The organism is Brevibacillus nigriterrae (genome assembly GCF_049846925.1).
GTDB lineage: Bacteria > Bacillota > Bacilli > Brevibacillales > Brevibacillaceae > Brevibacillus_H.
Genome location: NZ_JBNCMT010000006.1, coordinates 44,911 through 59,272 on the forward strand (window position 1 = coordinate 44,911; position 14,362 = coordinate 59,272).

The 14,362-nt window shown below is 44.7% G+C and carries 14 protein-coding genes and 1 other RNA gene; 6 read left to right on the forward strand and 9 right to left on the reverse strand.

Annotated features, from left to right (window positions below; translation table 11 throughout):
- Positions 1-109 precede the first annotated feature (109 nt).
- Positions 110-1,954, forward strand: coding sequence for an asparagine synthase (glutamine-hydrolyzing) (asnB, locus tag ACPW7N_RS06105; protein ID WP_425650145.1), 1,845 nt, complete (start codon positions 110-112; stop codon positions 1,952-1,954).
- Between the two features lie 103 nt (positions 1,955-2,057).
- Here asnB and ACPW7N_RS06110 read toward each other — a convergent pair whose 3' ends face one another.
- Together ACPW7N_RS06110 and ACPW7N_RS06115 are read right to left on the reverse strand one after the other, a co-directional pair.
- Positions 2,058-3,227: a peptidoglycan DD-metalloendopeptidase family protein gene (locus ACPW7N_RS06110; protein WP_425650146.1), complete on the reverse strand. Its 1,170-nt coding sequence runs from the start codon at positions 3,225-3,227 to the stop codon at positions 2,058-2,060.
- A gap of 99 nt (positions 3,228-3,326) precedes the next feature.
- On the reverse strand, positions 3,327-3,587 hold the full coding sequence (locus tag ACPW7N_RS06115) for a metal-sensitive transcriptional regulator (protein ID WP_425650147.1): 261 nt from the start codon (positions 3,585-3,587) through the stop codon (positions 3,327-3,329).
- A gap of 261 nt (positions 3,588-3,848) precedes the next feature.
- On the opposite strand from ACPW7N_RS06115, the gene trpS reads away from it, so the two are divergent.
- Positions 3,849-4,832, forward strand: a complete 984-nt coding sequence (trpS, locus tag ACPW7N_RS06120) for a tryptophan--tRNA ligase (protein WP_425650148.1) — start codon at positions 3,849-3,851, stop codon at positions 4,830-4,832.
- Between the two features lie 55 nt (positions 4,833-4,887).
- Here trpS and ACPW7N_RS06125 read toward each other — a convergent pair whose 3' ends face one another.
- From ACPW7N_RS06125 to ACPW7N_RS06135, 3 genes are all read right to left on the reverse strand, one after another.
- Positions 4,888-5,520, reverse strand: coding sequence for a nitroreductase family protein (locus ACPW7N_RS06125; RefSeq protein WP_425650149.1), 633 nt, complete (start codon positions 5,518-5,520; stop codon positions 4,888-4,890).
- A gap of 167 nt (positions 5,521-5,687) precedes the next feature.
- Positions 5,688-6,077: RNase P RNA component class B (gene rnpB / locus ACPW7N_RS06130), an RNA gene on the reverse strand.
- Positions 6,078-6,158: 81 nt separating this feature from the next.
- Positions 6,159-6,923 (reverse strand): MBL fold metallo-hydrolase, encoded by a 765-nt coding sequence (locus ACPW7N_RS06135; RefSeq protein ID WP_425650150.1) that lies wholly within the window; start codon positions 6,921-6,923, stop codon positions 6,159-6,161.
- Between the two features lie 182 nt (positions 6,924-7,105).
- Between ACPW7N_RS06135 and ACPW7N_RS06140 the strand changes: the two genes are divergently transcribed.
- From ACPW7N_RS06140 to ACPW7N_RS06155, 4 genes are all read left to right on the forward strand, one after another.
- Positions 7,106-7,537, forward strand: a complete 432-nt coding sequence (locus tag ACPW7N_RS06140; RefSeq protein ID WP_425650151.1) for a winged helix-turn-helix transcriptional regulator — start codon at positions 7,106-7,108, stop codon at positions 7,535-7,537.
- Between the two features lie 13 nt (positions 7,538-7,550).
- Complete coding sequence (locus tag ACPW7N_RS06145) at positions 7,551-8,156, forward strand: GNAT family N-acetyltransferase (protein ID WP_425650152.1); 606 nt, start codon at positions 7,551-7,553, stop codon at positions 8,154-8,156.
- Positions 8,144-8,455 (forward strand): hypothetical protein, encoded by a 312-nt coding sequence (locus tag ACPW7N_RS06150; RefSeq protein WP_425650153.1) that lies wholly within the window; start codon positions 8,144-8,146, stop codon positions 8,453-8,455. The genes ACPW7N_RS06145 and ACPW7N_RS06150 overlap by 13 nt, the downstream gene beginning before the upstream one ends.
- Before the next feature lie 69 nt (positions 8,456-8,524).
- Positions 8,525-9,055 (forward strand): gamma carbonic anhydrase, encoded by a 531-nt coding sequence (locus ACPW7N_RS06155; protein WP_425650154.1) that lies wholly within the window; start codon positions 8,525-8,527, stop codon positions 9,053-9,055.
- 85 nt (positions 9,056-9,140) lie between these two features.
- Here the strand turns inward: ACPW7N_RS06155 and ACPW7N_RS06160 are convergent, their stop codons facing one another.
- The 4 genes from ACPW7N_RS06160 to ACPW7N_RS06175 all read right to left on the reverse strand — a co-directional run bounded on the left by ACPW7N_RS06160 (position 9,141) and on the right by ACPW7N_RS06175 (position 13,721).
- A complete protein-coding gene (locus tag ACPW7N_RS06160; protein WP_425650155.1) occupies positions 9,141-10,229 on the reverse strand; it encodes a GRAS family protein in 1,089 nt (362 codons plus the stop codon).
- A 271-nt stretch (positions 10,230-10,500) separates the two neighbouring features.
- Positions 10,501-11,229: a fumarate reductase iron-sulfur subunit gene (locus tag ACPW7N_RS06165; RefSeq protein WP_425650156.1), complete on the reverse strand. Its 729-nt coding sequence runs from the start codon at positions 11,227-11,229 to the stop codon at positions 10,501-10,503.
- 33 nt (positions 11,230-11,262) lie between these two features.
- Positions 11,263-13,089 carry a fumarate reductase flavoprotein subunit gene (locus ACPW7N_RS06170; RefSeq protein ID WP_425650157.1) on the reverse strand — a complete coding sequence of 609 codons (1,827 nt, stop codon included), beginning with the start codon at positions 13,087-13,089 and terminating at the stop codon, positions 11,263-11,265.
- Complete coding sequence (locus ACPW7N_RS06175) at positions 13,086-13,721, reverse strand: succinate dehydrogenase/fumarate reductase transmembrane subunit (RefSeq protein ID WP_425650158.1); 636 nt, start codon at positions 13,719-13,721, stop codon at positions 13,086-13,088. The genes ACPW7N_RS06170 and ACPW7N_RS06175 overlap by 4 nt, the downstream gene beginning before the upstream one ends.
- Between the last annotated feature and the right edge of the window lie 641 nt (positions 13,722-14,362).

Consider the following 14,362-nt stretch of genomic DNA (forward strand, 5'->3'; position numbering starts at 1 on the left):
AACAGAAATGTAAAGATCGGACAGACAATTCCGCCCAATTCGCCGCATACGATGTGCACAGAACGGTTAACTGCAACATCGGTAAGATTGGAACGGAGGATGGAATATTATGTGTGGCATAACAGGGTGGATTCACTGGGAAAAGGATGTAACGCAAGAGCTTCCCATCGTTCAAAAAATGACGGAAACCTTATCGAGAAGAGGTCCCGATGCGATTGGAATGTGGATGAACCAGCATGTGGCATTTGGACATCGCCGTCTTAGTGTTGTCGATCCTGTCGGCGGTGCGCAACCGATGACCAAAAATAGAGGCGACTACAGCTATACCATGATTTACAACGGTGAGCTTTATAATACAGAAGACATTCGCCGAGACTTGTTGCAGCGTGGGCATCAGTTCCGTTCGCATTCCGATACAGAAGTGTTGCTTACCGCCTATATGGAATGGGGAAGTGACTGTCTGGAACGGTTAAACGGGATTTTTGCCTTTGCGATCTGGGATGAAATCGAACAGCGAGTATTCATCGCTCGTGACCGGATGGGGGTCAAACCGCTTTTCTATGCAGAGCGAGAGCATTCTTTTGTGTTTGGCTCTGAATTAAAATCGGTGCTCGCCCATCCGAACGTCAAACCTGTCATTGATCGAGAAGGACTTGCTGAAGTCTTCATGATGGGACCATCTCGTACACCTGGACACGGGGTTTTTCGAGGTATCAAGGAACTGAAACCGGGGCACTATCTGGAAATTGACCGCTCAGGCGTGCGCACGACTGCGTATTGGTCGCTCGCAAGCAAACCTCATGAGGATGACTTCGAAACAACTGTTTCAACTGTTCGTTCTCTTTTGCTGGACTCTATTGAACGGCAGCTTGTTTCGGATGTGCCGCTTGCGACGTTACTTTCTGGCGGGCTGGATTCCAGTATCATTACGGCCGTAGCTGCTGACGTTTACAAACGGGAAGGCAAAGGAAAATTGCACACATACTCCATCGACTATGTCGGAAATGACCAATATTTTAAAGCGAACGCCTTCCAGCCCGATGAGGACACGCCATGGGTGAAACGAGTCAGCGAATTTGCTGACAGTGAGCCTCATTTTTTCACTTTCGATACACCAGAATTGGTTGATGCGTTAAAAACGGCCGTACTGGCAAGGGATTTGCCTGCAATGGCAGACGTAGATGCATCCCTTTACTTATTTTGCCGTGAGATTAAAAAGGAAACCACGGTCGTCCTGTCAGGAGAGTGCGCTGACGAAGTATTCGGAGGATATCCCTGGTTTTATCGGGAGGATCTGCTAGCTTCTGACACATTCCCATGGATGAGACACGCTTCCCAGCGGGTAACCTGGCTGTCTGATGAAATGAAACAAATAATCAGACCAGAAGCGTATTTGCATCAACGGTACCAGGAAACGTTGGATGAAGTGCCTCGTCTAGCTGGAGAAGACCCGCTGGAGGCTCGCCGACGAGAAATGTTTTATCTGAATATTACCTGGTTTATGAGTACCCTGCTGGATCGAAAAGACCGTATGAGTATGTATGCCAGTCTAGAAGCAAGAGTTCCGTTTTGCGATCATCGACTTGTGGAGTATGTATGGAACATTCCATGGGCGATGAAGCGGTATAAAGACAGGGAGAAAGGGATCCTTCGCAAAGCAGTGGAAGGAATTTTGCCAGATGACGTGCTTTATCGCAAAAAAAGTCCCTATCCCAAAACTCATAATCCAGCCTATGCCGCCGCAACTCGCAATTGGCTATTGGAAGTTTTGAATGACCCGTCTTCTCCCCTGCTTCCATTGATTGATCAAAAAATCGTTCATGATCTGACGAAAGAAGACGCTTCTGCAAGCAACCTTCCCTGGTTTGGTCAGTTGATGAGTACACCTCAGTTATTTGCCTACCTTGCCCAAATTGATTTTTGGCTGAGAGAGTATAAAGTATCCATCGTGTAAAAGAATGCCCACCCGACACAAGCTAACGCTGGTGACAGGTGGGATTCCAAATTTCAAAAAAACTCCCTTCTATATAGCGAAGGGAGTTTTGCTGTATTCATCTTTATTTTTTGATTGGCGGTGTGTTAAAAACAGCTTCCAGCACATGCCGAATTTCCTGCTTGTTGAGCTTTTTCCAGAATAACTCACCATAAATCAGGATATCCGAATGAAGATGTGCACCTTCCTTGGATTTTTCTACACCATAGCTGGTTCCGCTATTGCCAACATATCCGATCAACTGCCCTTTTTTTACGGTGACGCCTGGCACGATCGTCTTTGGAATGTCATTCAAATGCGCATACCGAACCATGACCCCATGATCGTATTGTACCCAAACGGTACGTCCCCGCAACTTGTCAAGAATCCACAGTGGTGTGCGTGGTGACTCCGCAGAGATTTTCAAAATTTCATCACGTGCAGCCAAACTCAACTCTTGATAACCGAGATCAGAACGGACCACTTTTCCATCTGACATCGAGTATACCGGGGTTCCGACGGCAATGTTGGGACCAGATGAGCCTTCATACCAATCCAGCCCTTCATGTGTACCATTGCGGTATGGTCTTGGCGCATTGGGCATTTGTGAATCTCTCGTACTTACTTTGGCTCCTTTTAACGGTAACTCGAGGAAGTTCAAATAGGTAATAAGTTCAGATGCTTTTGCCTGATCCAGATTGATCTCCCGTTTTGATGCATTGACTGGAACGGCTTGATTGCTCTTTGGATCGATCAAGAGTGTTTGCTTATTTGCATCAAAAGCACTCATCTCATCGCCAATCGTAGTTGCGACAAAATCAACGGGAATATACACATCAGCCTTTTCAAATACAGGAGAAGCAGGAACTGATTCAAATAGGCCATTGATGGAAACCGTTGGCGACCCTTTGAGAAACTCAATGGATTGACCTAGATAAGAAAATGCGACTGTTCCTTCAAACTGATCAATTTTGGGAGAAAAATTTCCTACCTTCGCCAATTGCTGTAGAGAAACCATATTTGCCCCATTTATTTGTTTGATCGGTAGTTTCACCCATTGTGTTGTATCATTTGTTGGAGCCGTTGGCGTTGTTTGTCCGGGTTCCGTAGTCTGTGAAGGAGATGTTGCTGGTGGCTGAGAGGTGTTCTGCTTCGGTAAAATTCCACTGATTGCATTGCACCCTGTCGTCAGTGCAATACAGCTTACCAATACTGCACAGTGTACGAACGTTTTCACCTGTTTCAATTCATTCACTCATCCCATCTGTTCAAGTTCTTTAGTTGCCCTGATTAAGAAGAAAAAACGCCCGGTATATGACAACACGGGCGTAACGATTATCATATTTTAGTAAGTTTAGCGACTTTTCACCAATAAATCAACCGCTTCCTTGATAATCTTATCAGGGTTGTTGCCCTTGCCAATCTCATCGCGAATGCATGATTCCAAATTGCTGGCAACAATTAATCCAATACTGCGATCCACTGCTGACCGAATGGCAGTTAATTGCGTCACTACTTCACGACAATCTTTTGACTCTTCCATCATACTCAGTACACCGCGAATTTGTCCCTCGATCCGTCGCAGTCGATTTTTCATTGAGTTATCATATATCATGGAACCACCTCAGAGTTGACCTAATATCATTTATTATACCCTATGGGGCAAATCAAACAAGTGTATTCAAGGCGGAAAACTACGGAATTCCCCGTTATACAGTCTTTGTTCACGAAATTGTGTATAATTGATGAAGTTCTTGGTTCTCCTGTAGGGATTGACTTTCCCTACACCTTGGTAGATAATACTTGCAGTTTTAAGCTTCGGCAATAGAGGGCGTACAGGCCCTTTTCCGTGTGATTGAAGGAGGAATACATAGTTATGAAGCGATTATTTTCTGGAGTCCAACCATCGGGCAACTTAACAATTGGTAACTACTTGGGTGCGATCAAACAGTTCGTGGAACTGCAGCATGAAGCAGAAGCATACTATTGTGTTGTAGACTTGCATGCCATTACAGTCCCCCAAGATCCAGAAGAGCTTCGTAAGCGGTCCCGCGAAATCGCTCAGCTTTATCTCGCTTGTGGAGTTGATCCAAACAAGGCAACCATGTTTATCCAGTCACATGTAAAAGAACATGCTGAACTGGGATGGCTGCTGCAATGTATCGCCAATATGGGTGAACTTGGTCGCATGACGCAATTCAAAGATAAGTCAGAAGGCAAAGCCTCTGTCAATGTCGGTCTGTATACATATCCTGTGCTGATGGCAGCAGACATTCTTCTCTATGATGCTACCCATGTTCCGGTTGGTGATGACCAGAAGCAGCATATCGAGCTTACCCGTGACATTGCGGAACGTTTTAACGGCCGTTTTGGCGAAACATTCGTCATCCCTGAACCGCAAATTCAAGAGTTTGGTGCACGAATTATGGCATTGGATAATCCGACTAAAAAAATGTCCAAATCTGCCGAAAACGAAGGCAGCCGCATCTCGATTCTCGAGGCACCGGAGGTCTTCAAAAAGAAAATCATGCGAGCAGTAACAGATACAGACAACGAGATTCGCTACGACGAAGACAACAAACCAGGAATCTCCAATTTACTCACCATCTACAGCCTGTTTGCAGACAAAGATGTAGAATCATTGGTAAGCCAATTCAGTGGACAAGGATATGGAACACTGAAAAAAGATCTGGTTGAACTGCTGACCGACAAACTGGGTACGATTCAAAAACGCTTCAATGAATTAAATGACCATACAGAACTTGACCGGATTCTTCGAGACGGCGCTGATCGTGCTCGTGCAACCGCAGAAAAAACCGTTAATCGTGTGAAGGATGCTATGGGTATCGTGCGATTCTAATGAAAAAACAGGAAGGCTGTTATCCTCTACACGAAGGGTAACAGCCTTTTTCTCTTTATCCTTTAAACCGGTTGAATGAAACAAATTGTCCTACTGGCTTGCGGTAACCTCTAGGTCGCTGGCTGGACTGATTTTCCTTACCCAATGCTAGCAGCAAAACCGGTTCGTACTGGTCTGGAATCTCGAATAGCTGCTTTAATGCTTCTGGATCATAACCGATCATCGGGCATGTATCCCACCCTCTATCTTTGGCGATCAGCATAAGCTGCATGGCAGATAAACTGGCGTTGCGAATGGCCTCATCCCGCTGAAAACCTTCGCCACGGGATTCGTAGAAATTGGTAACCGAATCAACGGTTTCATCGTACTCTTGCTGAGTGAGATAGCCGAGTGACAACATCCCTTGGTTGAGGTTGGCAACCTGTTCATATGCCTTTTTATCCCCTAACACAAGGATTACTGCTGTTGCTGTAAGAATCTTATATTGTCTGTAGGCGGCCTCGTACACTTTCTCTTTTAGATGAGCATCAGTAACAGCTATGTAATGAGCGTGCTGCAAGTTGAAAGCGGATGGCGCAAATTTGGCTAATGAAAACATCTCTTCTAACTCAGACTGTGGTATTTCAATGCCTTCCATAAATTTGTTTGCAGAGCGTCTTGCTTTGATCAGTTCAGATACTTGACTCATGTTCAATCCATCTCCTCAATCCCTGAAGGAAGTATTTTTCTCTTCATTTACAATAACATAGTTACATTAAAAAAGTAAGTATATAATTTGAAATTTAAATTTTTAAAAAATAAAACCGCTTCCTCCGAAAAGGAAACGGTCTTGTTTTTATATTATCTAGCAAGGAATGCTGTAAGCCAGGTTCTGTCTCTCCCGTGCTTCAACCGGGGGAACTCCCCTCGCACCAAGAGCGATAGTCATCTATCTATGGCAACATCGGCTGCCATCTGTCCCTCCGTTCAGTTCCTTTGGGACAGTTCCCCTACCAAATTTGGGTTTCTCGCTCGCAGGGTTTACCGCGTTCCATCTTCTCTGTCGCCAGAGAAGCTACGTTTCTGTGGCACTTTCAGCGTACTCGGGTCTCAGAGAGAACCCTTTCCACGCCGTCAGCGAAGTCGAAACCTCACTGCCCTAGCTTGCACTAGGTACGAACACTCCAAGCATCTCAGCCTGGGCGAGCCTGGACTTTCCTCTATCGTCAATCACAAGAGTGATCACGACAGCGACTATCCGCATTCCTTGCTATTTATTTAGTATCATATAAGTTTCACATCGCTTGCGGCGACAATGACTAATCTAACATATTCGATACCTCAAGGTCAACTGGTGAGTTGTGGAAAAATTTCTAATGGTTCCAGGATGGATAGATGGACTCCACGATTCCCAGCTGCTCTTGTCAAACGTTCCAGCGCATTTTCTGTTTCGCAATAACGGGGAGGCTCGTGAAAGGTCCCATAGTGAATCGGAATTAATGTTTGTACGTTCAGAATGTGTGCTGCCTCCACTGCTTGCTCGGGAGTCATACAGGCTTCTTGCAATGTACTTGCGTAATGTGGAGGCAGTGTCAGTACCGCTCCGTTTATCGGCAAGCACGCAATATCAATCGGCCCGTATTTTTTGGCAATCGTCCACCAGTATCCATGCCACAAGGTATCGCCTGCATGCAGTAATTTCCGGCCGTCTTTGTCTACAAGCCATGCGACCTGAGGAAATCCAAACCCATCCATGGATTCGACAGCCGTTATCTCCAAAGTTCCTATCTTTCTTTTTTCCCCTATCTGGAAGCCGTTCACCTGGATAAAGCCTTTGTGCCCTATTGCCTCCGTAACAAGATGGGGAGCAAAAATCGGTACACTCTTACCATAGCGCTTCATAATGGATTTTGGATCAAAATGGTCATGGTGGATATGAGTAATGAGGATTGCATCCACTTCTGGAAGTGTATCAAACGATTGAATTGCTTCTCTTGATTTTCCCACAACTTGCTCTAATTCTTCATTTGTCCCACCAAGCGGATCAATCAACAACTTGGTAGATCCATCATCCACCATAACCCCTGCCCAGGAAAGCTTCGTTATATTCATCTAAGTACCCTCCCATTATTGCCATTTATTTGGTTTTACTACTATACGCTACTAAGTATTAAAAAACAACTTACTATATAAAAAAAATTGAGTTGTGTCTGATGTTTCGCTATACTAAAATAGCCAGTTCAACAATGTACGTACTTTTTGAACTTCCTTTCACAGAAACTGAGGTGAGTCACTTGAACAAATCATATAACCTGCCCTGTAACATTGCGAATACATTGGATATTATCGGTGATCGATGGACGCTTCTGATCATCAGGGATTTGCTGTTGAGTAGAAGGAGGTTCAACGACCTGAAAGGTTCGCTGGAAGGGATATCACCAAATATTCTTTCAGATCGTTTGCAATCATTGGAGAAATCAGGGATTATCACTTCCCGTTTATATTCACAACATCCGCCCCGTTACGAATACAAGTTGACACCAAAGGGTTATGAACTCAAACATGTCTTGGCGGCGATTGCCATCTGGGGCAATCGAAACCTAGAGACGACCTATACCAGGCTGGTTCATTCCGACTGTGGTACGGAAGTCGAGTTATCCTACTATTGCCCCCACTGTGACAAGCATACAGGCGACATTGCATTAGAGCCTGTTTCATTACGATAAGAAGGTGTTACTGATGGATATGTTTACAGCCAAACTGATTGGAACCGATTGTTACTTGCGATTGCTTACTCGTGACGATGCTCCAGCATTCCTCGATTACCTGGAACGCAACAAAGAGTACCACGAACCATTCGTTCCCCTTCGTTCGGCCGACTTCTTCTCAATGGCAACGGCCATCCAGTATACGGAGCAGACGAAAAAAGTGGATGATGATCAGCAATACTCATTTGGCATATTTACTATCTCGGATCATCATCTGATCGGTAAAGTTACCCTCTCCAAAATTACACGAGCCGCCTTTCAAAACTGCTATCTTGGCTACGATATCGATCATGAATACACCAATCGGGGCATGATGACGCAGGCTGTGCAAATGGTCGTCTCTTTCGCTTTGTCTGCCCTTGCCCTGCACCGCATCCAGGCCTCGATTATGCCAAGAAATGTGTCATCACAACGAGTGGTCGAAAAAGCAGGCTTCGTTAGAGAAGGTTTCTGTGAAAACTACTTGCAGATTCACGGAAATTGGGAAGATCACTTTATCTACGCCATTACATCTGAACGGTATGCTCGTATTCCGAAACAGCAACGTTTTCAGGGGGTGATTGAATGGATACAATAATTACGATCTCGTCAGTTGCTGCTGCCAGTTTACGGATGTTGATTGAACAGGAACCAGATGCGCCGGAACTCGGCATTCAGGTTCAAATGACGTCAACAGGTTGCGGCAGTTTGTCTTTTAGCATTGGTATTACAACACCGAATCGAAATGACCTGTGTGAAGAAGTTGAGGGCATTCGTGTCTTTTATACCCAAAATGATCGTTCCTGGTTGCAAGGCCTGGTCATCGATCGAAATGCGGAGACAGGCAAGTTTGAGATTTTCCATCCGAATCCCCCATCGACCAGTTGTCCAATATAAATTCCACATACGACTATAGCGGACGCTGCCTTCAAGCGGGGACACCATTTCCAAAAAAGGAGATCGCTCATGCTCTTACTTTCATTCGAAGACAAAAAACCACAAATTGATGAATCTGTATTTCTTGCCAAGGGAGTTGTCGTTTCAGGAGACGTCGTCATCGGCGCTGACACCTCAATCTGGTATAACACGGTGATCCGTGGAGATATCGCACCAACCATTATCGGTAAACGAGTCAGTGTACAGGATAACAGCACGCTGCACCAGAGCCCAAACAAGCCACTAATCATTGAAGATGAGGTTACTATCGGACACAATGTAGTTCTACATAGCTGCATCATTCGGCAAGGCGCACTAATTGGAATGGGTGCGATCATTTTGGATGGGGCCGAAATTGGCGAAGAAGCAATGATCGGTGCTGGTACGCTAGTTCCACCCGGCATGAAAATTCCACCTCGTACACTCGCTGTCGGTTCTCCGGCAAAAATAAAACGAGAGCTTACAGAAGATGATTTCAAGGAGTTTCGCAGGATTCGCCAATCCTACGTGGATAAAGGCAAGATTTATCGTCAGTTGGAAGAAAATCCACTGTCGAGATAAGGCTTCTTGGACAATGAACACATCAAAAAAACGAGAGTCTAACCTATTAGTTGGTTTGACTCTCATTTCGTTATGGGAGGCCTATTCAGGCTGGAGCCATACTGAGGATTGCTACAATTGATTCTCCTTCGTAGTTTAAACTGATAAACCCATTCTTCTCACTACATTCCACTATATCATCACAAAACGCGTCTATATTGGCTAAATCATTACAAGGTACGAAACCTGCCACGGTGAAGCGTTTCAGCCATGATTCACCAGTTTCGTGTTTTTCCGTTCTGAATTCTTCGCTATTTCCAAGTATGTCTTCGATTTCTCTAGAAAAAAACATTTTTAGGCTGAACTTTTCTTCCTTTGTCAAAGCTAGCTCATTAATTAATCGGAACAATAATGAGAAATGATGCCAACAGTTAAGGAATCTTTCATGCAAATCTGACGTATAGTGATTCGAATACGGTTCACATAAGACAAATTTATCAGGACGCAACCTGTGGATTTTACTAATAATTTGATTTCTGGTATTTATCTCCCCAACTCGGTCACGAATATGGTGAAGTGAAAATGCAGCATTAACAATTAATGGGTCTTCCCTCTGTTCGATAAACTGCCAATGTTCCTCTGATAAGTCCTCAATAGTGGATACAAAAGGATAAAAAATTAGGTCGAAGTTCATTCGTCTTGCTGCAGTTTCAATAACCCGTTGCGCTTCTCCTATGCTTTCTGCAGAAGGCTCTATGGCGTAAATTGTGATTCTCTTTGGAAGCTGATTACGCTGTTGCAGCTCTTGAAACAACGCTAATTCCTGACGACCAGTTCCGATTCCAATATTGCATAAGGCTATTGATTCTTTCCCTACAATCGATTGAGCGAGCAATTGATTTGAAATTTGACCAGCTATTCGAGCGAGAGACATACTGTTTGCCAACAAATTAAATAAATGAATTTGTGGGATTTCGAAGCTTTGCAGGTATAAATTGATTTTTGTGGTCTTACCTGTATCGATTCGCCTCATCAGCGATTTTGCAAATAAATATATCAGGAGATCATCAGAATCTTCCTCAATATTAATTTCTCGCTCGATTATTTTACTTAACAATAAATGAGCCCGATATTCCTCGCCCTTCGCTAACTCTATGACACTGTTGTAAAGAACCTGGTACTCCTCAGTTCCCATTTAGACCCTCCAGATTTCACATGGTAAGAGAGAATCTTTCCTAGATGTTGAATATTTCACATTACTAGCTATATGCTTGATGGTTATAATAGTGATCATTGTCACAACAGAATTCTAACCCCTGTAAACTCCGCAATAACCACATTGTGCCCAGCAAGATTCAGACTCGTACCTCAGTCTAGATAAAAACAGACAGGCTGCGTAAAAAAAATACACCAAAACAGATAACCGTTTTGGTGTAAATAAACTATTCAAGATAGGATTCCAATTCTTACCCTTTCCAGCCGGCAACCGCCATTTTTCTGCGCACATAGGCAAGCTGTCCTTGCAACGGGATTCCTACCGGGCAGTTATCGTCACACGCCATGAGACCGATACACCCGAAAATTCCGTCTTCTGATCCAACTATTTCGTAATACTCTTGTTCTTTGCGCTCGTCGCGAGGATCGACCATGAATCGTGCAACTCGGTTAATCCCTGCCGCACCAACAAAGTTTGGCTTGATATTTGCGGTTGCACAGCCTCCAATGCAGCATCCGCATTCGATACAACGTTCTGCTTCATATATTTCAAGTGCGGTGTTATTGTCCATTCTCTCTTCTTCTGCGGTCGGGTCGAACGGTTTGTCTGTATGTACCCACGACTCCGTACGCAGGGACATTTCTCTGAACCATGTGCCAGTATCTACTGATAAATCGCCAAGTAATTTAAATACGGGAAGTGGCATCAGGTTAATATCTTCTGGCAACTCTTTGGTCAACGAGCGGCAAGCCAAGGACGGTTTGCCATTGATCAGCATCGCACAAGAGCCGCAAATCCCGGCACGGCATACGAAATCAAATTTCAGGGTAGGATCCTGTTCCTCTCTGATTTTATTCAAGGCGATAAACAGGGTCATCCCAGGCTCTTCTGTTAAAGTGAACACCTGTGTGGTCGGCTCTACTTTTGGTGTCTCCGGGTTATAACGAAAGATATGAAATTTAAGTTGGCGTTGGCTCATCATTACCCCTCCATTTTTCCGATTATTCGAAGATTATTGCTTTGTCGTAGTTACCGCTTCCTTACTTGCTTCTCCATATCCCCGATCGCCCGGTGGCAACTCAGGACACTTGACATCTTCGTATTTCATAATTGGTTGGTTTGCTCCTACAGGCCAGTAGGCAAGCGTTCTCTTCAACCAGTTTTCATCGTCACGTTTTGGGAAGTCTTCTCGATAATGGCTTCCCCGACTTTCTTTGCGGTTAAATGCACCCTGTGCGATGCAATAAGCCAACCGGATCATTCCATTAATCCGCAATGCTGCTGCAAGCTCTGGATCAGCACCTTGTCCGCCACTGCGAAGGCCCACACGTAGCGAACGCTCCTGTAGCTGATGAAGCTCTGTTACTGCCTTTTTCAGCGGTTCCTCCGAACGGAAGATACCTACATTTTCACTCAATACCTTTTCCATCTCTTTGCGCAGCTCAAATACGTTTTCTTTTCCATTACGGCCACTGATCAGCCCTTGGATTCGATCTTCCTGAATGTGCACATGCTCTTCTACAAGTGCAGAATTGACATTATAACTTGCATCTTTGGTATATTTGGCAATCTTGTCGCCTACGATCATCCCTGCCACGATTGTTTCGGCGAGCGAGTTTCCGCCTAAACGGTTAAATCCGTGCAGATCCCAGCAAGCCGCTTCTCCGATTGCAAACAATCCTTCCAATCCATATGCCATTCCGTCTTTATTTGTGCGAACGCCACCCATACTGTAATGCTGTGTCGGGCGAACTGGAATCAGGTCATGAACCGGATCAATTCCTGTAAAGCTACGGCATATAATGGCAATTTCCCGCAGGTTGGTATTGATATGCTTCTCACCAAGGTGGCGAATATCAAGCCATACATGGGAACCGTACGGACTCTCTATACCGTTTCCTTTGCGGATATGCTGCATTATCCTTCTGGATACAACGTCCCGAGAAGCCAATTCCTTTTTCTTGGGCTCATAATCTGGCATAAATCGGTGATGGTTTTTGTCCAGCAAGTGCCCACCGTCACCCCGTGCACCTTCTGTAATCAGAATCCATGACGGCACTATACCTGTCGGGTGGAACTGAACAGCTTCCATATTGCCAAGAGGAACAATGCCAGTTTCCAAGGCAATAAACATACCATTTCCTTCATTGATGACAGCATTGGTTGAAGCACCATACAGCCTTCCGTATCCGCCGGTTGCGATAACGGTTGATTTGGCAGTGTAAACACGAAGCTTTCCCGTCCGTAAACATCTGGCTACTACGCCAATGCAACGAAACCCGTCATGAATCAAGGAAAGAGCTTCCGTACGATCGTGAACGGTAATCCCCATCTTGATAACAATGCTGTCCATTGTATAAAGAAGTGTGTGACCTGTACCGTCCGAGGTGTAACAGGTTCTCCATTTGGCAGTACCCCCGAAGTTCCTCGCCGTGATCAGACCTTCTTTTTCTGCTTCTTCCGTAATCTCTACACCCTCATACATCCTAGTTCCCGGCACAATCCGGTTCCAGGGCACGCCCCAGTACGACATCTGACGCACAGCAATCGGTGCAGTCTCGGCAAACATCCGTGCAACTTCCTGATCACAACCCCAGTCAGAACCTTTTACCGTATCTGCGAAATGAACGTCCGGATTGTCCCCTTTACCCATCGAGCTGTTTCCTAGAGATGCCTGCATCCCGCCTTGTGCTGCCGAACTGTGTGATCTGCGTGGTGGAACCAGACTGAGTATCGTAACCTGCAAGCCTTGAGAGGCAGCTTCCACAGCGGCACGTTCTCCAGCCAATCCTGCTCCGACAATTAATACGTCCGAAGTGAATACGTCATATTGACTCATAGTGAACCTCCCACCATATAGAATGCCCAGAGACTTGCTGCACCCAGTCCAATTGTGAAAATTGTCACAACAGTTAATACATTTTTAATGCTGTGCCGTTTGACAAAGCCCCATTTTACAAATGTCCTATATATCCCCACACTCGCATGATACTCCGCTAAAATAAGAAGAACGAGATAAAACCAAAGCATCCATGATTGCACACGATCAGCACTTAACTTCGCATCAATTCCTACATAAACAACCGTAAACACATGAATCGCAATCAGAATCAGCATCGCCATTCCAGTCACAGATTGGAACAACCACGACCAGGTGTCATTATGTTTAATAATTTTGGCATGTTTCCAGACAATTTTCTGGTCCTGCCACCTGCTTGGTATCCGTCGAAAAACTGCAGCCACATGTGCTCCAACAGTCAGAATGATAAATACCACAGCCACATTCAACAGTTTGTACTCTTCCATGAACAAAGCAAGTGTGTTAAACGCTTTGACCCCTAATAAAATCGAACCTACGAATAACATGTGCGTCCACAAGAAGCCTACTAACAATAAACCGCTAACCGTTTGGATAGATTCAACCCAAAAGTCAGCTTTACTGCTACGTAACAGGGTCCTCTGTAACTGCATAGCCATTCTCCTCCATCTCAGTGATTCCTATCCAATTTATCTTTCTCTATCCTGAAGGGTATCCATCGTTATATCGAACGAATTGAAAGCATTTACCCTCCCACATTTCGTACATCGAAATACTAAAATCTGCAAATCGTATTGATCATCATAGGTGTACGGCTCATCTGAACTATACTCCGCTTTCATTGCAGCACCACAGCAGTGTGAAATCATCATAATCTTCTACCTTCCCTTCGAAATAATTTTTGCTGTGGAGTATTCATAATAAAATGTGGAGTGAATGGAGGAAAGATGATTGGAATAGGGCTTGGTACTAATGAGTATTCTGAACAATCCACAATCATGCAATCTATACAAGCAGTACTGGACTGCTGCAAGATTCAAAAATAGGTGAATCTGAACAAAAAGAAACCGCTTTCATTCGAACTTAGTTAAAACAGGTGAGTGCTGCTCTGGAAGTGGAAATCGTTCTCTGTGAAAAGCCCTAGGTGTGGAAGAGGTACGAAGAAAATCTGTTGAGGCACCAGGTTGTGGAAGAAATTGAAGGCGTGTAGGTTACACTAGGAGGTGAATTGTTGACAATTTTCTGAATTATGTAGAGAAGCAAAGCTGAAGTGAGTATTTTGCGTAGAAGAAGG